At 53.7% G+C, this 26,307-nt stretch carries 16 protein-coding genes; 12 read left to right on the top strand and 4 right to left on the bottom strand.

The window, feature by feature from the left end:
- Positions 1–74: 74 nt before the first annotated feature.
- The 3 genes from HG15A2_RS15365 to HG15A2_RS15355 are packed head-to-tail and all read left to right on the top strand — an operon-like array spanning position 75 to position 5,043.
- Positions 75–3,041: an FAD-binding and (Fe-S)-binding domain-containing protein gene (locus HG15A2_RS15365; RefSeq protein ID WP_145061067.1), complete on the top strand. Its 2,967-nt coding sequence runs from the start codon at positions 75–77 to the stop codon at positions 3,039–3,041.
- Positions 3,038–4,252, top strand: a complete 1,215-nt coding sequence (locus HG15A2_RS15360; protein ID WP_145061066.1) for a DUF2088 domain-containing protein — start codon at positions 3,038–3,040, stop codon at positions 4,250–4,252. The genes HG15A2_RS15365 and HG15A2_RS15360 overlap by 4 nt, the downstream gene beginning before the upstream one ends.
- Before the next feature lie 47 nt (positions 4,253–4,299).
- The gene (locus tag HG15A2_RS15355; RefSeq protein WP_246117752.1) at positions 4,300–5,043 is read left to right on the top strand and encodes an ABC transporter ATP-binding protein; all 744 of its coding nucleotides are present in this window, start codon (positions 4,300–4,302) and stop codon (positions 5,041–5,043) included.
- Between the two features lie 215 nt (positions 5,044–5,258).
- Here the strand turns inward: HG15A2_RS15355 and HG15A2_RS15350 are convergent, their stop codons facing one another.
- Positions 5,259–6,278, bottom strand: coding sequence for a DUF1559 domain-containing protein (locus tag HG15A2_RS15350; RefSeq protein WP_145061065.1), 1,020 nt, complete (start codon positions 6,276–6,278; stop codon positions 5,259–5,261).
- A 251-nt stretch (positions 6,279–6,529) separates the two neighbouring features.
- Here HG15A2_RS15350 and HG15A2_RS15345 point away from each other — a divergent pair, with 251 nt between their 5' ends.
- From HG15A2_RS15345 to HG15A2_RS15335, 3 genes are all read left to right on the top strand, one after another.
- Complete coding sequence (locus HG15A2_RS15345) at positions 6,530–7,936, top strand: sensor histidine kinase (RefSeq protein WP_145061064.1); 1,407 nt, start codon at positions 6,530–6,532, stop codon at positions 7,934–7,936.
- Entirely contained in the window at positions 7,929–9,335 is a 1,407-nt protein-coding gene (locus tag HG15A2_RS15340; RefSeq protein WP_145061063.1) for a sigma-54-dependent transcriptional regulator, read from the top strand. The genes HG15A2_RS15345 and HG15A2_RS15340 overlap by 8 nt, the downstream gene beginning before the upstream one ends.
- A gap of 464 nt (positions 9,336–9,799) precedes the next feature.
- Positions 9,800–11,812 (top strand): TolC family protein, encoded by a 2,013-nt coding sequence (locus HG15A2_RS15335; protein ID WP_145061062.1) that lies wholly within the window; start codon positions 9,800–9,802, stop codon positions 11,810–11,812.
- 11 nt (positions 11,813–11,823) lie between these two features.
- Here the strand turns inward: HG15A2_RS15335 and HG15A2_RS15330 are convergent, their stop codons facing one another.
- Complete coding sequence (locus tag HG15A2_RS15330) at positions 11,824–13,065, bottom strand: ABC transporter permease (protein ID WP_145061061.1); 1,242 nt, start codon at positions 13,063–13,065, stop codon at positions 11,824–11,826.
- A gap of 57 nt (positions 13,066–13,122) precedes the next feature.
- Positions 13,123–14,361: an efflux RND transporter periplasmic adaptor subunit gene (locus HG15A2_RS15325; RefSeq protein WP_145061060.1), complete on the bottom strand. Its 1,239-nt coding sequence runs from the start codon at positions 14,359–14,361 to the stop codon at positions 13,123–13,125.
- 340 nt (positions 14,362–14,701) lie between these two features.
- Here HG15A2_RS15325 and HG15A2_RS15320 point away from each other — a divergent pair, with 340 nt between their 5' ends.
- Positions 14,702–15,745, top strand: coding sequence for a glycosyl hydrolase family 17 protein (locus tag HG15A2_RS15320; protein WP_145061059.1), 1,044 nt, complete (start codon positions 14,702–14,704; stop codon positions 15,743–15,745).
- Between the two features lie 75 nt (positions 15,746–15,820).
- Positions 15,821–19,300 (top strand): hypothetical protein, encoded by a 3,480-nt coding sequence (locus tag HG15A2_RS15315; protein WP_145061058.1) that lies wholly within the window; start codon positions 15,821–15,823, stop codon positions 19,298–19,300.
- Positions 19,301–19,338: 38 nt separating this feature from the next.
- Here HG15A2_RS15315 and HG15A2_RS15310 read toward each other — a convergent pair whose 3' ends face one another.
- Positions 19,339–20,802, bottom strand: a complete 1,464-nt coding sequence (locus HG15A2_RS15310) for an MFS transporter (protein ID WP_145061057.1) — start codon at positions 20,800–20,802, stop codon at positions 19,339–19,341.
- Between the two features lie 177 nt (positions 20,803–20,979).
- On the opposite strand from HG15A2_RS15310, the gene HG15A2_RS15305 reads away from it, so the two are divergent.
- The 4 genes from HG15A2_RS15305 (at position 20,980) to HG15A2_RS15290 (ending at position 26,258) form a co-directional block, all read left to right on the top strand.
- Positions 20,980–22,032, top strand: coding sequence for a LacI family DNA-binding transcriptional regulator (locus HG15A2_RS15305; RefSeq protein ID WP_145061056.1), 1,053 nt, complete (start codon positions 20,980–20,982; stop codon positions 22,030–22,032).
- Between the two features lie 463 nt (positions 22,033–22,495).
- Positions 22,496–23,218 (top strand): PEP-CTERM sorting domain-containing protein, encoded by a 723-nt coding sequence (locus tag HG15A2_RS15300; protein ID WP_218931999.1) that lies wholly within the window; start codon positions 22,496–22,498, stop codon positions 23,216–23,218.
- 210 nt (positions 23,219–23,428) lie between these two features.
- Entirely contained in the window at positions 23,429–25,063 is a 1,635-nt protein-coding gene (locus HG15A2_RS15295; protein ID WP_145061054.1) for a PEP-CTERM sorting domain-containing protein, read from the top strand.
- Positions 25,064–25,208: 145 nt separating this feature from the next.
- On the top strand, positions 25,209–26,258 hold the full coding sequence (locus HG15A2_RS15290; protein ID WP_145061053.1) for a DUF1559 domain-containing protein: 1,050 nt from the start codon (positions 25,209–25,211) through the stop codon (positions 26,256–26,258).
- Positions 26,259–26,307 lie beyond the last annotated feature (49 nt).

The following is a 26,307-nucleotide window of genomic DNA, read 5'->3' as shown; positions in this document are numbered from 1 at the left end:
TCGATACTGTCGTAGGCAGCCGAATCATTCTGCCTGTTAGCTAAGTTGGTAAAGCCAAGGGCCATTGACGTACTATGCAGACCACGACCCTCACTGAGGAAATCAAGGAAGCCCTAATAGGCGGCATTCGCGGAGGCGTTTCATTCGATCCAGTCATCCGCGGCATTCACGCTACCGATGCCAGCCACTACCAAATCAATCCGGCTTGCGTCGTCACGCCGCTAGACGAAGCGGACGTGTCCGCGGCCCTGGAGCTGGCTACCCGCTTCCGCATGCCGATTACTCCCCGTGGCGGCGCAACGGCACTTTCGGGGCAGACGTTCGGCCCGGGGATGGTGCTCGACTTGTCGCGGCACTTTACAAAGATATTGGAGATCAATCCCGAAGAGGGCTGGGCGCGTGTTCAGGCGGGCGTGGTGCGAGATCAACTGAATCGCGAGCTGGCCAAACACAGCATGCAATTCGCGCCTGACCCGGCAACCTCTTCGAGGGCAACAGTTGGCGGCATGATCGGCAACAACTCAGCCGGTACGCGATCAATCGTTCATGGTAAGACGATCGACCACACGCTTGAAACGAGAGTCGCTCTCGCCAGCGGCGAAATTCTAGATTTCACTGCAGGCTCTCCCGAATCGTGGCAACATACTGCCGAGGGGCGATTGGCAGAATTGCAGCGCGGCGTGTCGACGATTGTTGCTGAGAATTGCGACGAGATTCTAGAGCGCTATCCTAATGTGATGCGGCGAGTTGCCGGCTACAACCTCGATGAATTCGTCGATGACGCTGGATACACGGGCCCGATTGGCCCCCGCGACAACGCTGGAACGCGGCCCTGGAATCTTTCCAACCTCGTGGTCGGTTCTGAGGGCACGCTGGCTACTATTTTGGAAGCGAAGGTGCGGATCGTTCCCCTGCCTGCCGCCACTGCTATGTGCCTCATGCATTTTGAGGACGAAATTGCGGCGCTGGAAGCTGTGCCAGGAATTCTTGAGCACAAGCCGTCCACGGTGGAACTGCTCGACGGCAAGATGCTCATTGAAGCCAAAATTAATGCGTCCACAAAGCACATTGCTGGCTGGATTGAGGGAGCACCTAATGCAGTTCTGATCGTGGAATTTTCCGATCAGCCACAAGCTGCAGGGCCTAGGGCTCTCACGTTCGCCAAGTGGGCCATCGAGAATAACTACGGGTATTCTTGCCCCGTAGTGATCGAACCTCTAGCACAGACGGCGGTCTGGGATACACGTCGATTAGGTCTGGGACTGATCTCCAACGTAAAGGGGCCTGTCAAAGGCCAAGCCTTCGTGGAAGACGCCTGCCTGCCAGTTGAAGTCCTCGCGGAGTACATCGCGAAGATGCAGCAGGTTTGCAAAGACCGCGGTGTAGACAGCTCGATGTACGCCCATGCGTCGGTCGGTGTGATTCACTTCCGCCCGGTGCTTGATCTCCACCGCGAAGAACACCGGCGTTACATGCATGAAATTGCCGAAGAGTCTTTCAATTTGGTCGTCGGATACGGCGGTGCCTTTGCCGGGGAACATGGCGACGGACAAGTTCGCGGCGAATTCGTTCCGAAATTCTATGGCGAGAAAATTTACGAAGCGTTTCGTCAAGTCAAAGGATTGTTTGATCCCGACAACCTGATGAACCCTGGCAAGGTGATCGATGCCCCCTCGATGATCGATCCAGAGACACTACGCTACGGCACGAACTACCAAGAAGCAGAAATTCCAGCCTCGTTTCGCTACGCCGACCAGGGCGGCTTTCGCTTGGCGGTTGAGCAATGTAATGGTGTCGGCGCGTGCCGCAAGATCGACGCCGGCACGATGTGCCCCTCGTACATGGCGACTCGCGACGAAAAGGACAGTACGCGGGGCCGCGCCAATGCTCTGCGATTGGCGATGTCGGGTCAGCTGGGGGCGGACGCAACCTCTGCGCTCGCCTCCGACGGAGTTCATGATGTGCTCTCGCTGTGTTTGTCCTGCAAAGCATGCAAATCCGAATGTCCTAATGCGGTTGATATGTCGCGGATGAAGGCCGATGCCCTGCAGATGCGCTACGACCAACGAGGCGTACCTCGCGCGGCACGGCTATTTGGTGGCTTTCCAGATCAAGTCCGACTTGCTGGGCGTTTGGGCAGGGTCGCAGCACTATTCACCAAGCTGCCAGGGGCTCGCTGGTTGATCAATAAATTGGTAGGAGTCGATCCGCGCCGCCCACTGCCTGCTCCGGCAGCAGAGAATCTTCAGTCGCTGCTCAAAAAGCGTTCGCTCTCTACGTCCGCGGCCAAGCCAACCCGGGGCCGCGTCGTGCTGTTCGACGACACCTTTGCCAATTACCTGGAGCCAAGCATTGGCTTGGCGGCAGTGAACCTGCTAGAGGGCCTCGGCTACGAGGTGATACTCGCCCAAGCGGGCTGCTGCCAACGCCCACGCATCTCGGTGGGGCTCGTGCGGGAAGCGAAAGAACACGGCACGAAAACACTCACCAATCTCGACAAGTTCGCCCGCGAAGGTTTACCGATCCTCTGCTTAGAACCGTCCTGCGCTAGCTCCCTGGCAGGGGACTTGCCTGATTTGATTGACGATGCAGAGCTGGGCAAACGCGTCGCTGGACAGATTCAACTCCTGGAGACGTTCCTGCTGGATGAAGGTATTGACCTTTCCTGTGATGCAGATGAAATATTGTTGCACGGGCACTGCCATCAAAAGGCTATTTTCGGCACACAGGCGATTCATTCATTGTTTGCCCGTGTCGATGGAACTAATCTGGAAGAAGTAGACTCAGGTTGCTGTGGTATGGCGGGTTCGTTTGGCTACACGCACTACGAATTATCCGAGCAAATCGGCGAGGATCGGCTCTTCCCTGCCGTTCGCGAAGCGAAAGCCGCTGGCAAGCAGATCCTGGCTAGTGGAACCTCGTGCCGGCAACAGCTGAGCGATTTTCTCGGAGTCGAAGCGAAGCATTGGGTAGAAGTCGTTCAGCCCGAGACTCAAGCTACGAAAGATCACTCGCAGGACCCGGTGTTGGAGAAATTATGAAGTTGCTCTCTGTACGTCAGAAGCTCGCTGCGAATCCACTGGCCGACGTGGCCGGTGAAGTGCGCAAGCAGCTAGATTCGCTCAATCTGGATGTCCCCCAAGGCGATGTGGCAATTACTGTAGGCAGTCGAGGGATTTCTAACATTCCGAGAATTGTCAAAACCACGGGCGAGTGGCTCGCCGATCACGGCGCAAAGCCGTTCATCGTGCCCGCGATGGGTTCGCACAACGGCGGGACTGCCGAGGGACAGCAGCAGATGGTCGAGTCGCTCGGCATGAGCGAAGCAGCCATGGGCATGCCTATTCGCAGTAGCATGGAGTGCGTGAAGCTCGCGTCGGTCAAGACGGGCGACGTGTGGATGGATCGCCATTGTTACGAGTCGGCTGGCGTGCTGGTCTTGAATCGTGTGAAGCTGCACACCTGCTTTTCAGGTCCCGTGCAAAGCGGCATCACAAAAATGATGGTCGTCGGTATGGGCAAGACCCCCTCCGCCCAGACCTTTCATTCCAGCCCGACGCCACAGATGAAGCACATGCTATTAGAGATGGGACAGGTGCTTATCGATTCAGGGAAAATCTTCGCCGGGCTTGCGATCCTTGAAGATGGTTTCGATGAGACTGCCGAACTACACGCATTGCGACCGGGCGAGATTCTCGATCGCGAACCCAAACTGCTGGAAAAGCACCGCGAGTACTTTCCAGGCATTCCCATTGATGAGCTCAACACGTTGGTCGTTGATTCGATCGGCAAGACTTTCAGCGGAACCGGCATGGACACCAATGTGATCGGTTATCGCGGTGTTAAGGGCTACGAGGATCTCGACCGACCAAACATCAGCGTGATCGCGGCTCTCTCGCTCGTTGAAGCGTCCAAGGGAAACGCGATCGGTGTCGGCCTGGCCGATTTCATTACACAACGTCTACGTGACGAAATTGACGAATCCAAAACGTTCTTGAACGTGTATACCACAGGCGACATGGAACGTGCCAAAATCCCCGCCACCCTTGCCGACGACGAGACTGTGTTCGAGAAGATATTTGAGCGCTATGGCGCAGAACGATTCATGCTGGTGCCCAATACCTTGCATCTCGACCACCTTTACGTGAGCGAAGACTTACGTGAGGAAGTCGCAGCCCACCCGCTTTGCGAAATCGATTCTGAGCCAGTCGAACTTACTTTCCAAGGCGGAAGGCACCAACTCGCCTTTTGAGCCACGCAGGAACTCACACTTCTGATCAGTGTGGCGAGTAGAATGGAATGATGCCACTCATTGAGCTCAATAACGTATCGAAAACTTACGACCTTGGCGAGGTCAAGGTTCATGCGCTTAAGGGGACAACCTTAAACATTGAGCAAGGCGAGTATGTTGCCCTAATCGGCCCCTCAGGTTCGGGGAAATCAACCCTCATGAACACCCTCGGTTGCTTAGATCGGCCCACCGAGGGTAGTTACCGATTGGCGGGCGAAGAAATCGCTACGATGTCGCGCAACGAGCGAGCGAAAATTCGCAATAAACGCATGGGCTTTGTGTTTCAGAACTTCAATCTGCTGGCCCGCACTCCTGCTATTGAAAACGTAGAGTTGCCGCTCTTGTACACCAAGGGCCTCTCGCCCAAGCAGCGACGGGATCGCTCGATTTCTTTACTCGAGCAGGTGGGGCTTGGCGACCGGCTTGATCATCACACCGGTCAGCTTTCTGGCGGGCAGCAACAGCGGGTCGCCATCGCACGCGCCTTGGTCAACGAGCCCGACATTCTCATGGGCGACGAGCCTACAGGTAATCTCGACACGACCACCAGTCGCGAGGTGATTGGGCTGTTTCGTAAGTTGAATGAGGAGGACGGCCTGACAGTGATTCTGGTCACTCACGATCAAGAGGTCGCCCGCAATGCCCGACGGACCGTGGTCCTGCGAGATGGTGAGATCATTTGCGATACGGCCGATTTCGCCGAGGCGCTATCCGCTTTGCATGAGCACGACGGAGAGTTCGCTCCCACATAGTGCCCCTATTGATGGAACCCGCGATTCAGGCTATCGGTAGCCCTCCTGCGGGCTCTCGATGAATTCAGGAAAGAACTCACGCTAGGAATCTTAGGCAGCAGGATGCAGTCATCCGCCTTGGTGAGTCACTCCGACGCTGAATAGCTAACTGAGGTTTGAACGGTCGGGAATACACGCCGTTGTGGTGTGTGAACTTCAGCTTCAACCAAGCTGTATTAAAGCGGAGGTACTATTTCACCACCATCACGAGTGGCCATGGCACGCCAGACTTCAGTGGCAATCTCATCAGCGATCGATTGTACCGAACCATCAAGAAGAGCGACTTGCACTTGCCCTGGGTGAAAGCTGCGTGAGGTAATCATCGCGTAGGTAGGGTCGCCAGCACTGCCGTTTTTACCTTCTTGCCAAGAGTTGTAATCCGCATCCACTTCTTCGCCGCCCATCGTGTACGGTACAGCCGTATTGGGTGTCATCGTTGCCGTGAAACCGGTGTGGTGCACTCGCCCGTCTGGCCATTCGGTATGCCCGGTGTTTTTTTCGTCAGCACCTGATTTAACGGCAGCAATCGCTTCGGCGATGGTGTTGGGGATGTCATTTGTTGCAGGACCACCGTTGCGTGTGTAAGGCGTCCAAGCTTTGACTTCGGCGCAGAGCAGCGTGTTGCTCGTTCCATCGGTGACGCGAGCGAGTGGCAAATTGCTGTTCGGATAAAAGATGCCATTGCCCCCCTCTTGAGTCGTCGGATCAAAGACAAACCAGGTTCCAAAGTTGAACCCATAGTTCGTAGGCCACAGTGTTGGACGATTGTCCGAAAAGGTACGGGACTCATTGCTATTGAAGTCACTGGGGCATTGAAAGACTGCAATTCGAACATCGCTAATTGCCTGTTGATCATCCCAGGCAGCTTCGATGTTCACCAAATCTCTCAAGTTGTCTTGTTCGAGGTAACTGAGGATGCGACCGTGAACGCCCCAAGAACCGTTATTGCCAGTGCTGGTAACACTCAGGTCGACCAAAGCACTTGGGGGGAGGTAGCCTCTAGTGCTTTCGTAGTTGAGGATTCCAATTCCTAGTTGACGCATGTTGTTCTTGCATTGATTACGCCTTGCTGCCTCTCTCGCAGCTTGCACAGCGGGGAGTAGCAAACCTACCAGGACGCCAATAATGGCAATCACAACCAAGAGTTCGACAAGTGTGAAAGCATTACGATGTAGCCTCGTGCTCTTGTTCTTCATCTGATCCTCTGACAGTTCTCAAGAATTGGAACATAGCATGTTCCCAATAGTGGATTTGTATGCCCAGCAATCCTCGTGCCATACGACGATTTCACATACTGTTCGTTTACGTTGGCAGCATCTACAATGAAATGTTTCCATCAATATGATGTCCGCAGTATGATGTCCGCAGCAAGTGGCGTCAGTCGATTCGACACTTAGTGTCGATTTAATCGACACTCCCCAAGAAAGCAGTAGAGGGATAAGAAGCGATGCGCATTCCGATTCGCTATCAATTCATGCTACCGCTGCTGGGAGTTGCTGTCGCAAGCTTGGTGGCAATAGGCATTATCAATGCTCGCTGGGCCACACAACAAACGAGAAATCGTATCGAACAGCAGCTTCGTGGAGTCGTCTCCGTTCTTACCAACAGTAGCTATCCACTGACTAACTCAGTCCTGAAGCAGATGGGTGGGCTGGCTAACGCGGAATTCGTACTGACCGACTCCAACGGGAAAAGACGGGCGGCTAGTGGCCTGTCAAGTTTTAATACGCAAGAGCCAAATGGATTGACGAGCAGAACTGCCGAGGACGTCACGCTAGGGCCACCGCTACTTATCGACTCCAAACCCTACCTGCACTCTTCGATTTGGGTGCAGAGACGGACACGACTTGCCGAGCCGAACGTGCTGCATATCTTGTTCGCTCAGGAAGAGTTCGATGCGGCCTGGCGGGCGGCATTCTTCCCACCGTTTCTAGTTGGGGTAGGAACTCTGGCTGCTGTTGCCATCGTCATCCATCTTGTAGCAGGCAGGGTCAGTAAAATCTTGGCACAACTAGGCAGCGATGTGAGGCGTTTGTCACAAGGAGACTATACTGATATTGAACAACCTGCTTGGAACGACGAAACAAGAGATTTAGCAACTTCAATCAATCAAGCAGCTGGTCAGTTGGCAGAATATGAAGTCGAGCTGCGACGGACAGAGCGATTGCAAACAGTTGCCATGTTGGGAGCTGGTTTGGCTCACGAAATGCGGAACGCAGCAACAGGGTGTCGCCTAGCTCTCGATTTGCATGCTGAAGAATGTCGTGAAAAGCAAAATGACGACAGCCTGGAAGTTGCTAGGCGTCAGCTGGTGTTGATGGAGAATAAATTGCAGCAACTGTTGCAAATAGGCCGTCCGTCGGTCGATACGACTGACAGGCTCACGGATCTTTCGGCGCTCGTCTCGGAGTCCATCAGCCTGATTCAGCCCGCCGCACGGCATGCTGGAATTCATCTCAGCTGGGACCCACCCGACGAAGAGGTAACCATCCAAGCAGATGCGGAACAGCTGAGTCAAGCAATCATGAATCTTTTGCTCAATGCCCTCGACGCTGCCGCCAAGAACCAAGCCAGGGGTGAGCAAGTGGGCTCGGTCCAAGTGGAAGTCAATCGTTTCGCCGACGAGTCGGAATTGATCGTCTCTGATACCGGCAGCGGCCCCAGTGGCAAAGCCGCCGACAATGTTTTTGAGCCCTTCGTTACCAGTAAACCAGAGGGCGTTGGCATTGGATTGGCGGTCGCCAAACGAGTGGTCGAATCTTGTGGCGGTCAAATCGGTTGGACCCGTGCCGCTGGTCTCACAAAATTTCGGATGCGATTGCCGTTGGCAACAGCAGGAGTAAACCATGTCTAGAATCTTGGTCGTCGATGACGAACAGTCAATTTGCTGGGGCTTCGTCAAACTCGGCGAGAACATGGGGCACCAAGTTACGACAGCAGCCTCTGCTGAAGAAGGACTACGGTTAGCAGCCCAGTTGCCTCCTGATCTCTTGATACTCGATGTGCGATTGCCTGGCATGGACGGACTAACAGCCTTGGATAAATTCCGGGCTTTGATCGGCAGTGCTCCCGTTATTGTCATCACAGCTTTTGGCGCTCTAGATGTTGCAGTTGAGGCAGTTCGCGGAGGTGCATTTGAATATCTCATCAAGCCTTTTGACTTAGCGGATGTGCGTGCAGCAATTGAGCGAGCACTACGCAGTGTTGATGACATTGCTGTCGCTCCTTCGCATGATGCCTCGGACAATGCCTTGCATGGTGAAATGGTCGGAGCAACCCCGGTTATGCAGTCGCTATTCAAGCGAATCGCGTTGGCTGCTCAATCGGAAGCGAATATTCTGGTGACCGGCGAAAGTGGAGTCGGCAAAGAACTAGCCGCTCTTGCCGTCCATCGCTACAGCCCAAGAACCGAATTTCCATTCGTCGCCGTCAATGTTGCTGCCTTGAATTCCAATCTTGCCGAATCAGAATTGTTTGGTCATGTCGACGGTGCATTTACGGGAACTAAAGGCACAAGAGTTGGACTATTGCAACAAGCCGATGGTGGAACACTTTTCTTGGATGAAGTAGCTGACATCCCGATACAACTACAAGTGAAACTCCTGCGTGCAATCGAACAACAAGAAGTCCTGCCAGTCGGGGCTGACGAGCCAGTCAAGACTTCCTTTCGCGTGATTTCGGCAACTCATCAGAATCTGAACAGTCAGGTGAAAGCGGGGGCGTTCCGACACGATCTGTTTTATCGAATCTCTGCATTTGAAATAGAAATCCCGGCACTCCGACAGCGGGTCGAAGACATTCCTCTGTTAGCATCCTATTTTGCTGCACAGGTAGGTGGCGGTTCCCTCTCGATGGCTGAAGACACCCTGGCTGATTTGAAACAACGCCCCTGGCATGGCAACGTGCGAGAGCTACGCAATGCAATAGAGCATGCTAGTGTTGTGGCACGCACAGGGATCATCCTGCCCGAACATTTACCCCTAGAACAAGCGAGTTGGAATCCTGAAGAAGCAACGCCAACAAGAAGCGCAAGCCTAACAGATGCCTCCAATCAACGAGCCAACGAACTGCTCGACGATCCAACCGCATCGGGCATGGTCTACGAAACGTTACTTAAGGAGGCGGAAGCACCGCTGCTTAGCCGTGCGATGGAACGTTTTGGTAATGAATGTGCTCCAGCCGCTCGTGCCCTCGGCTTGCATCGCACCACGCTTAAGAAGAAGCTCAAACAGCACAATATTGAGAGTGATTGATTGAAGCTAAGGGTTTCGCACCTCTGCAGTTAGGGGGCGGTGTGAATCTGCTGGAGTTGGACAAGCCGAGGCAGATTCTGTTTGGTGCCAAGCTGCTGAGCTAGATACGACGACTCAGCCAGACTGACCATTCTCTCGGGCAGTCGGCGAATCCAACTGACTTATCTTCTCGCAACTAGATTGCAGCGTCGCCTTGAAACTTCTATGCGTCTAACAGTAGTCCCAGAACATTCCGCCTCGGGACGGCACGAACGAAAGTATGAAATAACGACTCAAGACATCTGGTGTGCTGCTAAATCGACTTCAGACCCAAAGTCCCAAAACTTGGCGAATGTGCAGCTTAGGACAGCCTAAGCGTGAATGATTACGATTCTGGGCGATATCGTGGGTCCGGTTAGGACGATTGTACGGATTTAGGCTGCATAACTGGTCTTTTCGGCATATTGCGACGAATTGACAGGATTATGAGAAGGTCCGTCGTCAGCATCGCCCAATCCGGTAGGTTCCGCACCAGGAAGTCCCGGCTGTTTCTTTCCGTGCTGCTGTGCCTGATCTGTTCGTCCATTGGCCAAGCGGAGAATGATGATTCGATTCTCCCATTCATCAAGCAGGAGCAGCGTCGCGTGCGCTATCGCGATCCGGCTTGCTTGCCGGACGTGTACGTACCGCTCACCCCGCCACCTCCAACCGTTAGCTCGCCTTTGCCTTCCGATGCCGATCGGCTGCTCTCTTTGGACGAGGCGATCCGGCTGGCGCTAGCCGATTCGGAAGTGGTTCGCACCCTGGCCGGATCGATAGCGGTTTCCAGCGGCCGTACGATTTACGATCCGGCAATTACGAATAACTCAGTAGACCAACAGCGGGCGGCGTTCGATCCGCAACTCGATGTGCGAAACACCTGGGCTCAGAACGAACCGCCCGTAGCTATCATTGATCCGGGGGACCCCAATCGCGCTGTCTTCGGTGGTATAAAGACGGAGAACCACAACGTCGCAATTGACCTTTCGCAACGCAATCTTTCGGGCGGCACCTCCAGTGTTCGCTTCGGCAACGATGCCTCAACGTTCTCTCCAGGGATTTTTGCATTAAGTCCGCAGAATCGTTACGCCACGGAGCTGAGTTATACGCAACCGCTATTGAGTGGTAGTGGCGTCCTGGCAAATCGTGTGCCCATTGTGCTCTCGAGGATCGATACCGAACGCTCCTTCTTTCAATTTCGGGATAGCGTCCAGGAGCTCGTACGTGGAACCATCGAAGCCTACTGGGCAGTCGTGTTCGCCCGGACTGATGTGTGGGCCCGAACGATTCAAGTAGAACAAGCCGAAGCGCTGCTGAAGTATTCTGAGGCACGCAAGAAGACTGGGTTCGCAAATGTGACGGAAGTAGCCCAATCACAATCCGCGCTTGCACAGTTTCGTGCTAGTCTGATCTCGTCCCGTGCAAACCTATTAACGCGCGAGGCAGCGCTGCAAAACATGCTTGGGATTCCGCCCAGTGCCGTCGATCGATTTGTGCCTAGCACTCCACCCACAAATGATCGCATTGAATTCGATTGGAACGAGATCACACAAATCGCCCAGCAGCGACGCCCCGACCTCATCGAGCTGAAGCTGGTGATCGAAGCCGATCAGCAGCGTTTGTTACTTGCGCAGAATCAAACCCAGCCCAACCTCGACCTCGTGGCACTCTACCGGTGGAATGGCCTGGAAGGTGAGATGCCAAACGGTGGTCGCCTGGGTACCGGCGGCAATGAGGCGACCGATTGGGCCCTGGGCGTGAACTTTTCTGTTCCTTTGTTCCTCCGTCAAGAACGGGCCACACTGCGATCTGCCCAGCTAATTGTCACGCGAGACCGTGCCAATCTCGAGCAAGGCGTCCACAACGCACGTCACTTGCTCGCACTCAATTTCAGAAACTTGGAAACCTTCTACCAACAATACGAGGCATTCCAGGAAGCGCGGGAAGCGGCTTACATCTTCTTGAAGCGACAGCTTGCTGCCCGCGAATTGCAACAACCTGTTTTGCTGTTCAACGTGCTGCAGGCCCTGGGCGATTGGGGTAACTCGGTGAGTCAGGAAGCCCAAGCACTTGCCCAGTACAACACAGAACTGGCCAATCTCGAACGCCAGTCGGGAACCATCCTGGAAACGCACGGCGTGTTCTTTTGGGAGGATCGCTACTGTTCGCTCGGCCCATTGTGGGCCGCTCGACAGGGAAAGCTCTACCCGCGTGACATTCGGCCAAGTAAGAATGAACCCCAGTACCCCATCGGAGACGAGCCGGCAGAGGAATTCTTCGATCTCGACTACTCCCTCAAGCGTCTACCACCCACCACCGACGAGCCGGCAAAGCGATCACCACCTCCGCTGCCCCTACCGCCAGCAGAAACACCTCAGAAGACACCTGAGTTGTTGCCCAAATCAAGCGGTAGCGCCACAGCAGTTCTTGCATTTCCCGAATCGGTCGCTCGTCAATAGATGCTCCTCTGCTATTCGTATCTCAAAGCATCGATCGGATCGAGACGGCTTGCTTTCAAAGCCGGGTAGAAGCCAAAGAATATCCCAACCCCTGCGGCGAAGACAATCGCCACGACTGCCGCTGGAATGGAAATCACCACCGGCCAATCGGTACCGCTGGAGAACGAGTTAATGGCCGTAGTCAGTGCTACCGATCCACCCACGCCCAGGGCGAATCCGATGACTCCACCAACGAAGGAAAGCACGACAGATTCGACTAAGAACTGTAGTAGAATGTCTTTCGATTGCGCACCCACGGCCATGCGGATGCCAATCTCGCGAGTTCGCTCCGTTACGGAGACCAACATCGTGTTCATAATCCCGACTCCACCGACGACCAACGAGATGCCAGCGATTGATGCCAGCATGAGTGTCATGGTGCCCGTGACCACGCCCAGGATGTCTGCGATTTCAGTCATGTTCTGCACTTGGAAGTCGGCCATTTCATCGGGACCGATACGATGACGCTCTAGGAGTAGTTGTCGAATGTCGAACTCTGCGTCGGACATACTGTCGCTCGATTTTGCAGTCGCCATAATGGCGTGGACATTTTGAAAGTGAGAGCCATAAAGTCGTTTCTGCATCGTCGATACAGGGACGAGAACAATGTCGTCCTGATCTTCGCCCACAAGATTGGCTCCCTTTGCTTCTAACACGCCAATCACTTCGAAAGGAATGTTGTTGATGCGAATCTTCTCACCAATGGGATTAGTGGTTTGGAAGAGTTTAGCAACGAGTGTGTGGCCAATGACACATACTTTCGAGGCAGAATCGATATCGCGTTCCGTGAAAAAACCACCTGTTCCCAGACCCCAATTACGAACTGCAAGGTATTGCTCACCGACGCCGTACAGTTCGCGAGGGCTCCAGTTAGAGTTTCCGTAGATCATTTGGGCAGCGAATCCTACGATCGGAGACGACGACACTACCGAAGGGCACTCCTGGGCGATGGCATCGGAGTCCTCCGCCGTTAGCGTGACGGTCGTACCCTGGCGGACTCCGAATCGACGCCGGCTAGCAGGCCTCACAATCACGACGTTGGTGCCGAGTGAATCAAACTGCCCTTGAACCAAACTGCTCGCACTCTGGCCAATCGAAACCATTGCCGTAACCGCGGCGATACCAATCACAACGCCAAGCACCGTGAGGCTGGCGCGCATTTTGTTCTTCGCAAGTGCACGAATCGCTATGCGCAGGGTAGCCAGTAAGTTCATTCAGAGGCTCTTGGAGTGCGTCGTTGTTTGAGCGATGCGGGCGCGTAGGTACCACGATTAGTTGGTTTTCTTGCCAGTGACAAGTTCCTGATCTTTCTCTAAATCGCCTGACACAATCTCTGTGAAGCGATTGTCGCTGATGCCAGTCGTGATCTCGGTCGCCCTAAGCTTACCATCGTTTGCGACCCAGACATGTCGCTTATCGCGTTTCTTGCCATCGTCTACCTTTTGCTCGGCAGAGGCATTTTCTTTCGACTCTCGATCCTGCTCTTGGCCGGCCTCTAGTAGTTTGCGATCTTTCTCTCGAACTAACTCTTTCTCTTCCGGATAAAATCGCAGTGCAGCGTTGGGCACGCACAAGACGTCCTCCTTCACCTCAATCGTGAAGGAGAGGCTTGCCGTCATGCCTGGCAGCAACTTGAGATCGGGGTTAGCTGCCGACACGACGACTGGGTACGTCACTACATTCTGATTCTCAGTGGGACTGAAGCGGATCTGCTCGATCTTGCCCTCAAACAGATCGTCCGGATAGGCATCGACCGTGAATTGCACGGATAACCCCCCGACTTGTGCCCGGCGGATAAGCCCGATGTCCGCTTCATCGACTGAAGCAAAAACGTGCATGCGCTTGTCCATTTCAGGCGCGATCACAAAGAGTTCAGGAGTCTGAAACTGCGCGGCAAGGGTTTGCCCAAGGTCGATCATCTTCTTGATGACAATGCCATCGACTGGAGATCGTATTTCCGCGTAACCGAGATTCGCTTCGGAGTTTTCCAAGGTTGCTACTGCCTGCTCAACAGCAGCTTCGGCGACTTCCAGCTGCGCCGCTAGCGACATTCGCGTAAAGTGGAACTGATCAATTTCTGTTTGCGAGATGTAGTCCACGCTCTCAGAACGCAGTGCAACCGAGCGCGCTTCGTCGTTGGTCGCCTGTTGGAGTTGAGCTTGCACACGTTTCACGTCCGCCTGGCGAGTCACGAGAGTTGCCCGGTCCCTGGCAACGGCAGCGTCGTAGATTCTAGTATCGATTTCAGCCAGAAGTTGGCCTTTGGAAACTCGGTCGTTGAAGTCGACGTAGAGTTCTTTGATCGGTCCCGAGACGAAGGATCCGATCGCAACCTCTAGAACTGGCTTCACTTCACCAGTGGAGTTGACCACGAGCTTGATGGTTCTGCGATCGACCTCGGCGGTCTTATAAGCCGGCTTGCTTCGCTCCTCCCAGCCTCTCGCTAGAGGCTTGTAGGCCGCTATCGCCCCGATCGTCAGCACCGCTAGCAATAGATAAAACTTCTTCATGGATACAGCCCAGGGAGATAGGCGTCAGAGACTTGACATTCAGATTCTCATTATAGACCGAAATCCAAAGCGGTGTTTCTGTAGTGCACCAAACGCAAATTGACGCTGACGGCAAGTTCGTCCGCCATCATGGGAGTAACGTTTGGCCTCGTGGGAACCACGCGCGATGGCCAATTTCAAACATGGATTTTCTTGTAACAAATTTACATCCACTTTCTTGTGAGATTGCCCGGTCAGGCGCTTGGGTGTTCTTGCTAAGCTGAAGTTGCAGTCGGAAACAGCGGCAGTTTCGACAAGCAATTCTGAATCTTTTATCAGCTTAGCGGTGAGTCATTCTATCATGTTGAAGCTTGTAATGGTTGCGATGCAATGGGCGCTGCTGCTATCGGTGGGAATCTACGGAGTCGCGGGAACTGCATCGGCCGACGACGGTGAGCCTAGTGAGCAGTTCAAACAGCGAGCCTTCGAGCCGAAGATCGACGGCAAATGGATCGGCCAGGGCATCTCCTACGGTCCCTATCGCAAGGGGCAGGCCCCCAACGGAGAGCAGCCTACCAAGGTGCAGATGAGGGAGGACTTAGTCCTGCTCTCCAAGAATTGGCAACTGTTGCGCATCTACGGTTCTCGTGGGGTCGCTTCGGACATTTTGGAGATCATTCGCCAGGAAAAGTTGTCTATGAAGGTCATGCTGGGTGCCTGGATTACCCGTGAAAACGATGTCCCTGGACAAGACATGGGCGAGTTTCCAGCGGCAGTAAAAGCCAATAAAGACGAAGTTGCCGGGGCGATCCAGCTTGCGAATGAATACCCTGACGTGGTTATCGCGGTAAGTGTCGGCAACGAGTCGCAAGTGTACTGGTCCGATCACATAACCAAGCCCGAAGTACTCATCAGGTGCCTGCGAGAAGTCCGATCGGCAACCAAGATCCCGGTGACGACCGCCGATGATTTTAACTTCTGGAACAAGCCTGAGAGCCAAGCCGTTGCCGAGGAAATCGATTTTATTGTGACCCACTTACATGCTCATTGGGCCGGTAACCTACTCCACGACGCGATGCCTTGGACCCAAAAGGTATATAAGGAGGTTTGTCAGCATCATCCTGACAAAACCGTTGTCATCGGCGAGGCCGGCTGGGCGACTCAAGTTCACAACGAGGGGGAGCAGGCCAAGTTGATTAAGGGTAAAGCGGGAGAGAAACAGCAGCTAGCCTATTACCAGGAGTTCACAAGTTGGGCTAGCAATAACAAGATATGCACTTTTTACTTTGAAGCTTTCGACGAGCCCTGGAAGGGTGGCCCCCATCCGAATGAAGTAGAAAAGCACTGGGGTCTTTATCGAGTTGATCGCAAGCCTAAGCAAGCTTCATTGCACAACGATCCATAGCGGGAATCGTCTCCAATTGACGGGTCCGAGAAGTGATGAGAAGTAGATTCTAACTGCCGACTAGGAAAACCACTTATGAGTAGTCCATCCGCTACCATGACGACTTCGAGCAACATGAACACTGCAGTCCGAGGAAACTTCGTCGATCTTGAGGGCGACGATTTCTACGAGATCGAGAACTACGATAAAATGCCATCTTTTTTGATGAGCCTTGTCAGTTCGGGTGATCATTGGATGTATCTCTCCTCAGGAGGTGGACTCACCGCCGGGCGAGTTTCGGCAGCGAATAGTCTATTTCCGTACGAAACCGTCGATAGGCTGCACGACTGTCATCGTTATTCCGGGCCGTTCACGACGATTCGTTTCCGCGAAGAAGCGGGGGGGTATTCCTTTTGGCAGCCTTTCGTCGATTCCGTGCACGGACCAGCTGGCCAGCGCCGTTTGCTGAAACATGTGGCAGGGGATCAAGTCGTCTTCGAAGAATCTCATGCGATATCCGGATTGCGTTTTCGATATCGCTGGCGCACTTCAAGACGGTACGGCTTTATTCGCACAGTTGAAATACTCAACGAGGGTACCGACGCTATCGAATTTGATGTCGTCGATGGTCTGCAAAACCTTCTCCCTCACGGAGTGCCACTAGGAACCTACCAGCAGGCGAGTTGCCTCGTCGATGCCTACAAGCACAACGAGTGCGACACGCAATCGGGAATGGGTATCTACAGTCTGACCTCGCAAATCTCGGATCGCGCAGAAGCCGTGGAAGCTTTGCGGGCAACAACCGTCTGGAAATGCGGCCTCCCGGAGAGCACTTTGTTTCTTTCCACTGGAGGAATCGATGCTTTTCTGGCGGGAGAAACACCCGCGGTTGAATCTCTTTGCACGGGGAAACGAGGCAACTACTTTGCCTTCGCTACTCTGGAGTTGTCTCCTGGCAAATCTATCCATTGGCATCTCATCGCGGACGTAGCTCGCGATCATCAACAGATTGCTCGCCTGCAAAACCACCTTGCTTCCCCCGATTCGCTCGAAGCAACGCTCGAGCAAGCAATCCAGCAAGATCATCAAGGGCTGCTGCAGAATATTGCCAGTTCAGACGGATTACAGACCACCGGGAGCCAGCTTTCCACGACGCACCACTTCGCTAACGTCTTGTACAATAACATGCGTGGCGGTGTGTTTGCCTCGAATTATCAGGTGGATACACAAGACTTGCACGGATTCTTGCGAGAGAGAAACAGCAAGGTGCATCAGGCCCAGCAGGCTTTTCTGCGCACTCTGCCGAAGCAGATTGACTACTCGCAACTCGTCGCCCGAGTACGTGAGCAGAACGACACCGATCTGTTACGACTGGTTACAGAATACTTGCCCCTGACATTCAGCCGGCGACACGGAGATCCCAGTCGTCCGTGGAATGCGTTTGAAATTCGCGTTCACAATGACGATGGATCGCAAATCTACAATTACCAAGGCAATTGGCGAGACATCTTCCAAAACTGGGAGGCCCTCTCTGCAAGTTTCCCCGGGTTCTTGCCCAGTATCGTCGCGAAATTTGTGAACGCATCAACCATCGATGGCTTCAATCCGTACCGCATCACACGCGACGGCATCGATTGGGAGGAGCCCGATCCGGAAGACCCGTGGAGCAATATCGGCTATTGGGGCGATCATCAGATCGTTTATCTCACGAGACTTCTGGAAGCCCTGCGCAACTACTATCCGGGCGAACTGGAACGTATGCTGGACGAGCAAGTGTTTTGCTATGCCAACGTACCTTATCGCATCAAGTCGTTCGAGGAACTCGCCGCCAACAGCAGCGACACGATCGAATTCGACCAATTTACCGCCCAAGAAATTGAGAACCGGGTCGAAACCCTAGGAGCAGATGGCAAACTGGTCACAGACTCCCGTGGGAAAACCTACTACGCAAATCTGCTGGAAAAGCTACTCGTCCCGGTACTCACCAAGATCTCAAACCTAGTCGTCGATGGTGGAATCTGGCTCAATACCCAGAGACCCGAGTGGAATGATGCCAACAATGCGCTCGTCGGCGCTGGCCTCTCGATGGTTTCGGTTTGTCAACTGCGCAGGCACCTCCAACTTCTAAGCGACTTATTGAAGGGATTCTCTGACCATCGATTTGCGATCTCGGTGGAAGTCGAGCAGTGGTATCGCAAGATACGCAAGGTCCTGCATGAGAATCGTAGTTTGCTCCAGTCAGCAACCATCGACGACGAGGCTCGCGCCCACATGCTAGAAGCTACCGGGCAAGCGTTCTCCGACTATCGTTTGAAGGTCTACGACGACGGCTTTTCCGGAAAACACACCGTCAGCGGTGCAGAGCTCGTCGAGTTCCTCAGCCTAGGTATGGAATATCTGGAGCATTCGATTCGAGCAAATCGTCGCGAAGACAGCCTCTACCATGCTTATAACCTTCTGGAACTTGATCTAACCAACGGCGCGGCAAGTGTCTCATCACTATATGAAATGCTCGAGGGCCAGGTTGCCGTGCTCAGCAGTGGTTTGCTCGACGCTGGGCAAGCGATTGAGCTTATTGACGCGATGTTCGAGAGCCAGTTGTACCGTGCCGATCAGAATAGCTTCATGCTCTACCCCAACCGGCAGTTGCCTAGCTTTCTGGATCGCAACAGGATTGAAGCTGGCTGGTTGGAGCCTATCGAATTGCTCCGCGAGTTAATCGCGGCGGGAAATGACTCCGTTGTGGTACGCGATGTTCAAGGAGATTATCACTTCAACGCCGCCATCCATCAACAAGCCGATCTCGAACAGCGGCTATCCCAGCTATCAGGCGAGGAGCGTTGGGCAGAGCTTGTTGCGAGTGATCGGCAAAGTGTGTTTGATGTTTTTGAGATGGTCTTCGCTCACAAGTCCTACACAGGCCGATCGGGTACGATGTATGGTTACGAGGGCTTGGGCAGCATTTACTGGCACATGGTCTCCAAGTTGCTGTTGGCAGTGCAGGAGAACGTGTTTAACGTCGCCGACCGCCAGGCATCCAAGTCAGAAATTCAGGCACTGGTCGATGCCTACTACCTCGTTCGAGGCGGGCTCAGTTCGGACAAGTCGCCCAGCCAGTATGGCGCTTTCCCGACCGACCCCTACTCGCATTCCCCATCGCACAGCGGCGCTCAACAACCGGGCATGACTGGGCAAGTCAAAGAAGAAATCCTCACTCGCCTGGGCGAATTGGGCGTTCGAGCGCTCGACGGCCGCCTGCATTTTCAGCCGATTTTGCTGCGTCGACGTGAGTTCCTAGAGACTGCTACCACTTTCGAATACTTCGATCTCTCAGGGCAAACTCAAAGCCTGGAACTCCCGGCCGGTTCGCTCGCTTTCACCGTTTGCCAAACGCCCGTGCGTTACCGTCTGGGTGATCGTCCGTTGTCAATAGAAGTGACCTACGCGGATGAGAAGAGCGAAACAATTGACGACAGCGCACTTTCCCAGGAGGTCAGCTCCCTGGTCTTCGAAAGATCAGGCGAAATCGCGCGCATTGACGTGAACATTCCCGACGAGCAGATTGTTCGCGCCTGACACCCTGGCCTGACGTCCACTGGGTTCAATCTCCGCGCTCAATCATCCAGCTTGCCGCGTCTCGCCACAAGCTCTGCGCGAATTTCGTGAGACCGCGTCTCCGTGAGCTCGTAGGTGAACATGATAAACAATGCGAGAGCAGAAGTCGCCAGCGGCACGCCCACATCGAAGACTCTCAGTAGAAAGAGCGTTTGATCGGGCTGTGCGGTCTCCAGGTTCACGTCAAAGTTGGACCACAGCAGCATGTATCCGGTAAGCAAGCCAGCCAATGCCATTCCTACTTTTACCATCCACCAGTAGATCGCGCCGAATACCCCCTCGCGTCGTTCGTGGCTTTCCAACTCGTCGTAGTCACACACGTCTGCGACCATCGATCCCATTAGCGTGAACAGCGATCCCGTTCCAAAAGCGACAAACGGGCAAGAAAACAGCAGCCATTCGGGATGATCAGGGTTGTAACCAAACCACTTGATGGCATAGCCGAACAGCGAGAGCGAAATCGTAATCAGGAATGTATTCCGCTTTCCAATCTTTGTAGAGATCCAGGCGGTTAGCGGGATCACTGCCAGCGTGCAGAGCGCGGTGAGAGTACCAAACTTGCCCTGCAGGATGCCCGCGCTTTTTTCATTGCCCGCATATAAGTAGTACTGAATTACGTACAGCGAAAACGAGGCACCCAGCTGAAACCCGTTGAATACTAGAAACGTTGCCGCACATATCTTAACAAATGGCTTACAGTTGAACGTGGTGACGAGCCCCTGGAAGAAATCCATCAAATTCGCCACGATCCCTGTCGCGTTAGCCTGGGTAGCATCTTTGACTGGTTCAACACCCCCCATCGTCTTAGGCTCGCGGCAAAACACAGCGGGAAAAAGACCCAGTAAGCAAATCGTACCGCCCACCCATAGAGCCAACACACGTGCACCGTGAACCGTGTTTTCAAACCTGTCGCTGGCCATGATGGCGTAGAACCATGGCACTCCGATCCAAGCCAATTGTCCCACCGTGTTGGCAAAGGCTTGCAGGCGAGTCCGTTCGTGGTAGTCGGGCGTCATCTCGAACCCGAGTGCCACAAAAGGCGTCGCATAAATCGTGTAAGCGACGAAATACAAGAACGAAACGCTGAGAAACACCCAGAAGTAAAACTGCTCTGAGTGACCTTCCGGTAGTTGCCACATCGCTGCGAATATCAACCCGGCGAGAATGGCTCCTGCGAAAATGTACGGGCGACGCCGTCCCCAGCGGGTTCGGGTATGGTCGGAGATGTACCCCATCATCGGATCGGTCACGGCATCAATGATTCGTGGGGCAAAGGCGATGATTCCTACCCACTCGGCTCGCATTTTCAGTCCCAGGTTCAGAATGACCATCATCGCTGGCAAAGCAGCGGCCTGCAGGTTGTTGACCAACATGCCCACCGCGTAGGCCGACTTCTGATCCAGGGGAATGCGATCTTCAGGAGCCGTTACATGTGATTCAGAGTCCGTTTCAATTTCAGGCATTTTTCAGCGGTGGGTAGAAGAGAGTCAGGTGGAAAAGCCAGGTATCAGCCGCCTAGCCAGGTACTACTTGGCCGAGGAGCGTTGGAAGTCGCCCTGAGAAAGGATTTGACAGCCGTTCCTAGCAGGTTATGATACAGCTGGGAAACATTTTCATAAACGTTACAGGATCATAACTTCGTGGCTACGATTAGACAAGTTGCAAAGCATGCTGGTGTCTCGATTGCCACGGTCTCACGCGTGATCAATAACAGTCCTGCAGTCACGGATGAGGTTCGAGCGAAAGTGCTAGAATCTGTGAATTCCTGCGGGTATGTGCCCAATGTAGGGCGCAGAACGACTTCATTCATTGCACTGGTCTATTCGGGGCCCTCCTCATTGGGGTCTCCCTACGATGCAGCCCTCCTTGAGGGGATGGTTCAGGCGATGGACCTCACGGATCTCGACTTGGTCATCCTCAATCCTTCACGGGACAAGCGGCCTGACGAGTCATATACCCAATTCTTCCTTCGCAAAGGGGTTCGTGGAGCCATTCTGCGTTCGACGGTCGAGGGGCGTCAGATATGCAGAACGATTGCTGACGAGAAGTTTCCCGCTATGGGTATCGGCGACCATTTTGAGCACCCTACCCTTGCGTTTGCCTATGCGGACTCCAAAACCACCAGTCGGCAGGCGATCGAGCACCTCATCACGCTTGGGCACCAGCGGATTGCATTTGCCGCCAATGAACATGAAGACGGCGATCACGTCGACCGCTACGCTGCTTACTGCGAGGCCCTGGACGGAGCTGGCATCGGGATCGACCGCAGTATTGTGTATCGCGTACCCGCGCGCCGGGTGAACGGAGCGCAGTTGCTCAGGAACGTGATGAGCGTCCCCAAGCCTCCCACAGCCATCTACGTCACCGACCCTCCGATTGCGATGGGTCTGATCAACGAGGCGAGAAACTTGGGAATGGACATTCCCCGCGACCTTTCAGTTGTGGGGTTCGACGACAACGACTCTCGAAACTTCGTTTTCCCGAAAATGACCGCCGTTTGCCAAGATGCTCGCCAGCTAGGCCACGAAGCATTTATAGAGTTGGCCCGCGCTATCGAGGCAGGCAATGGGGAACGCTGCCAGCACCGTATCTCATCGAGCTGGTTCGAGATCAACAATTCCACCGGCCCGCCACCTGTAAAATCCGTGGGCATTCTGCCCGACGGGACACGCCTGGAAGCGGTTGGCCCCTGATTTGACGATGAAAAGTCCGTAGAATCGGCCTGAGCTTAGTTACTGCATCACGCAATTCTGGGTTTTTTTCTTGACTCCTTTGCAGAGTGCCCACAGGATGGAATTAGTGGGTTGGACTCGCATAGTACATCTTTTCGTGCGAGTTGAAGAATCTCCAAAAAGATAGATATTTTTTGATTGACAGCGATACAACGACCGTTAAAATGAAACGATACGGAAACAGTACCATTTAGGTGCCGACGCTTTTCTCAATGGACTGAAACAGTTTCAGTAACACGAAATCACCTCCCGCGTGGCAGCGGACCTGGCGTGAAGGCAAGCACGCTCAGATCTTGGGGTGGATTACGATGTTTGAAGTCTTGTCACTCGGCAGGTCCCGCTTTTAGCAACCTGCAACTTTTCCGATCTTGGGCAACGTTCAGTTACCTGCCCGGCATTTCCTTGAATGAGAGGGAGAAAGCTCATGAAGCGATTTAGAATTCTCACTTGTGCACTAGTGGCCATGCTGGCCTTTTCAGCAGCCCAGGCCCAGGCCGTTACTGTCACCGTTGGTTCTGAAACCGACCCGTGGCTTGGTTACATGCTTGTTACCAACTTACCTGCCCCAGACGGTGATGGCGCGTATCAATTTGAAGGTGGTTGGGGTGTCCCCGATCTAGTGGCCACCTTCGATGATCCAAATGCAACATTAACGCTCAGCCCCAATACCATTGGTGATCCGAACGAATACTGGTACCAAAACACAACCGGTATGGCTGCTGATCCAGCGAACCCAGGTGGCCCTGGTCAAAAAGGCAATAAGCAAATGACCGCCAGCCTTTACATCGAAGATACTGGCACGCTCAATGGCGAAGTCGTAACCTTTACCGGAAACGTGCTCTCCCACACTTTCACTAGCGCTCACGTGACGGACGTTTTCATTCGCGACTTTGCTCCTGACTACTCCAGTAGCGTCGATCTGTTTGTGCCGCTCACCACCGCTGGGCCATTTAGCATTAGCTTGCCTACGATTAACGATCCAGCACGTCACGTCCAATACGGTTTCCGGACGGTCGGCGAAAACGTTTGGGTGACCGACACAGCTCCTTTCGGATCCATTGTTCTCGGCACCGTACCTGAGCCAACTTCGCTTGCTCTGTTCGGGCTCGGCATGGTCGGTTTGGCTGTGACACGTCGTCGTAAGTAGATTTAAAGAAAGAAGAATCGGTTGCTGCCCGCCCAGCGAACTGGGCGGGCGGTGGCTGCTCAAGCTTTGCTCTTGGAGATTGGCTTAGCTAGCAGCACGAACGAGTTTGAGGACGACTAATTTTTAACAAGGAACAGCAGAACAAAATCATTTCGTATCCAGTCTGCAAAAGACAGATTGTTCAACTCTTATATTGACAGGTAACTTATCATGAAACGCCTACTATCAACCGCACTTCTTTGCTTAGTTACAAGCTTTGCATCACAAGCGTCCGCCCAGGTAAACGTCGGAGTGGATGCCAGCGATCCATGGCTCGGCTTCATGAACGTCTTCGAGCTGCCTGAAAATGGTGGTGGGTATGTGTTCGGTGATGCTTGGGGAGTGCCCGATCTCGTCGCAGAATTCACAGGGGATGACTTGCGACTCTCCCCCAATGTGATCAATGACCCCAATGAGTTCTGGTACCAAAATACCACAGGCACGGCTCCAGACCCTTCGAACCCCGGCGGACCAGGTCAACGGGGCAACAAGAACATGGCAGCCTCGATGTATATCCAGGATGACTCGCTCCTTGGTGAGAACGTAATTTTTTCAGGCAACGTGAACGCCCATTCCTTCACGAGCGCGCACACCACTACCGCATTCATTAAAGAATTCGATGGCGCGTTCAATCTCTTGTTTTCGTCGACCATGGAGCTAACCACAGCGGGAGCATTTACCATTAGTTTGGAAATAGACGACATCCCGGGCAACCATGTGCAGTATGGTTTTGAAACAGTTGGTGAGAATGTCTGGTCGACAGATGTTGCCCCGTTCGGCTCTATATCGATTGATGCCGTTGCAGCTCCTCCGACACCGAGCTTCGGGTCCTACTCGCAGAATTTCGAATCGGTGGGCCTCGCGGGGACCGACCCGACTGCCTTGGCCAGTGGCTCGGAGGGTGATATCCAACCGGGATCAGACGGCAAGCACGGCTGGTCTACCTTTGTTAACGTGTTCGACGGTAGTGATAACTACAAGTTTGGCTACGGCACCAACCCCGCTCCCAATGAAGACCCCCCGGCAGGTTTCTCGCAAGTTGTCGCAGGCCAGGGTGCTGGTGGCGCGACAGACCAGTACCTGAATGCGTTCAGCGATTACGGCTGCTGCGATTTGGCGGAACCAACGCAGCAAGGTCACGGCAACGGCACGGATATGGTCCAGACGAATCTCTTTCAAGAGTACGAAGTTGGTTCGGATGACGTTGGCAGGGCTATCGAGTTCTCGTTCGATATCAAGCTCCCTGGCGGCGACCAAGCCGCAAACGCGCTGGGCGCGTCGGGCAGCGCGACGGCCGAGATGTTCATCAAAACACTCGATCCGAACGATTTTTCAGAAACCGGCAGGACGGACGTAGACATTCTCACAGGGATTGCCGGTTTGAATGACGCGACCTGGACTAACCACACCCTCAACTTTGCCATTACGTCGGATATGGTTGGGGACGTGTTCCAATTCGGAATCGAAAGCACCGCGAGTAATTTTGATCCTACCGGAGTTTTCTTGGATAACCTCAACATGGGCGACGCGAGCTCTGCTAATGCCGACTTCAATGGTGACTTGATTGTCAATGGTGAAGACTTCCTGACTTGGCAGGAAAATGAAGGCTCCACTGGGGCGTTAGCTGATGGTGATGCCGACGGCAATGGCACGATCAATGGACTTGACCTAGCAGTTTGGCAAGCACAGTACGGTCCGGTACCTCAAGCTACTGCATCGATTGCTGGAGTGCCTGAGCCTGCCTCGGCAGCATTAGTATTATTAGGCATGGTTTGCCTTGGTGGAACTCGCCGACGCGTTCGATAGAGACTAGATAGACCGAGCAGTGTCTGGCCCCTTCAGTAGCCGCACTGCTTCGGTCTTTTTTAATGAATTGGCCGATATTTGTTATCTTAAAACATTCGATACACGAAACACTTTTCACCCAGTCTATACGACGGAGCCCCCAGTCATGTCGAAGCGTCACTACTCTCCCGCAAGTTCGCAAAATCGCAGTGGCTTTACACTGGTGGAACTGCTAGTCGTTATTGCCATCATTGGTGTGCTTGTCGGCTTACTCCTGCCAGCCGTTCAAGCAGCACGCGAAGCGGCACGACGAATCAGCTGTGCAAACAACGTGAAAAACATCTCGCTCGCAATCCAGAATCACGTATCCGCAAAGCAGACTTTTCCTATCAGTACACCTTACGATTTGGACTGCGAAGGCGACCTCTTTGTGGATTACGACGCGAACCCTCCCACTGTGGAATATGTGGGGCCTGGGAATTGCAATAAACTCGACAAGACTGGTAGAACAGGCCGCGGTTGGATAGTGGAAGTGCTGCCCTACATGGAGCAACAAGGACTCTACGACCAGTTCAAAAATGGTGGTGCCTTCGAAGGTAACTTCAGTGGGAAAAAGGGGATGAGATCCAGTAACTCCGCAGTTCGAGAGGGCATGGCCACCGTCTTGCCAATGTTTTCCTGCCCTTCTGATGTCTCCTCGAGCGAACTCTCCACAGATCAATTTTGGTTTCCCAGTATCGAGGTCGCACTCACAAGTTACAAAGGTGTTATTGGTGATACTTCTATACTTGATCTTAAACCCGATATCGGCAGCACGCCTGACTGCCATGACAAGACAGGCTGCAACGGACTTATGTGGCGGAATACCTATTTTAATCCGTTCAAGATGAAAGATGTACCCGATGGAACGAGCAACACTTATGTCGTAGGCGAAGCAGTGGCTTCTATCGACTTTCACAGTGTTGCCTTTTTCTCCGATGGTGACTGGGCCACTTGCGGCGAGCCCTTAAACTTTTTTCCTTTCGATACCAGTGTTGAATCACTAAAATCGACCCAAATTTGGCCAGAAGTTCGCGGCTTCCGCAGTCTCCATCCGGGGGGAGCCCATATGGCAATGGTCGATTCTTCGGTACAATTCGTATCCGACTCGGTCGACCACGAGACTTATCGCGCATTCTCAACGCGCAACGGAGCTGAGGTGGTCAGCAACGAATAACGCGTCATTTGGGGGTACGCTTATCGTCATGTGATGGTCACTTATCCCC

This window comes from Adhaeretor mobilis, assembly GCF_007741515.1.
Classification (GTDB): domain Bacteria; phylum Planctomycetota; class Planctomycetia; order Pirellulales; family Lacipirellulaceae; genus Adhaeretor; species Adhaeretor mobilis.
This window is presented reverse-complemented; position numbering and strand designations above follow the sequence as displayed.

Excerpts from the sequence above, each read along its gene's own strand:
- HG15A2_RS15365 (WP_145061067.1), top strand. The coding sequence starts at position 75 with ATGCAGACCACGACCCTCACTGAGGAAATCAAGGAAGCCCTAATAGGC.
- HG15A2_RS15360 (WP_145061066.1), top strand. The coding sequence starts at position 3,038 with ATGAAGTTGCTCTCTGTACGTCAGAAGCTCGCTGCGAATCCACTGGCC.
- HG15A2_RS15355 (WP_246117752.1), top strand. The coding sequence starts at position 4,300 with ATGATGCCACTCATTGAGCTCAATAACGTATCGAAAACTTACGACCTT.
- HG15A2_RS15350 (WP_145061065.1), bottom strand. The coding sequence starts at position 6,278 with ATGAAGAACAAGAGCACGAGGCTACATCGTAATGCTTTCACACTTGTC.
- HG15A2_RS15345 (WP_145061064.1), top strand. The coding sequence starts at position 6,530 with ATGCGCATTCCGATTCGCTATCAATTCATGCTACCGCTGCTGGGAGTT.
- HG15A2_RS15340 (WP_145061063.1), top strand. The coding sequence starts at position 7,929 with ATGTCTAGAATCTTGGTCGTCGATGACGAACAGTCAATTTGCTGGGGC.
- HG15A2_RS15335 (WP_145061062.1), top strand. The coding sequence starts at position 9,800 with ATGAGAAGGTCCGTCGTCAGCATCGCCCAATCCGGTAGGTTCCGCACC.
- HG15A2_RS15330 (WP_145061061.1), bottom strand. The coding sequence starts at position 13,065 with ATGAACTTACTGGCTACCCTGCGCATAGCGATTCGTGCACTTGCGAAG.
- HG15A2_RS15325 (WP_145061060.1), bottom strand. The coding sequence starts at position 14,361 with ATGAAGAAGTTTTATCTATTGCTAGCGGTGCTGACGATCGGGGCGATA.
- HG15A2_RS15320 (WP_145061059.1), top strand. The coding sequence starts at position 14,702 with ATGTTGAAGCTTGTAATGGTTGCGATGCAATGGGCGCTGCTGCTATCG.
- HG15A2_RS15315 (WP_145061058.1), top strand. The coding sequence starts at position 15,821 with ATGAGTAGTCCATCCGCTACCATGACGACTTCGAGCAACATGAACACT.
- HG15A2_RS15310 (WP_145061057.1), bottom strand. The coding sequence starts at position 20,802 with ATGCCTGAAATTGAAACGGACTCTGAATCACATGTAACGGCTCCTGAA.
- HG15A2_RS15300 (WP_218931999.1), top strand. The coding sequence starts at position 22,496 with ATGAAGCGATTTAGAATTCTCACTTGTGCACTAGTGGCCATGCTGGCC.
- HG15A2_RS15295 (WP_145061054.1), top strand. The coding sequence starts at position 23,429 with ATGAAACGCCTACTATCAACCGCACTTCTTTGCTTAGTTACAAGCTTT.
- HG15A2_RS15290 (WP_145061053.1), top strand. The coding sequence starts at position 25,209 with ATGTCGAAGCGTCACTACTCTCCCGCAAGTTCGCAAAATCGCAGTGGC.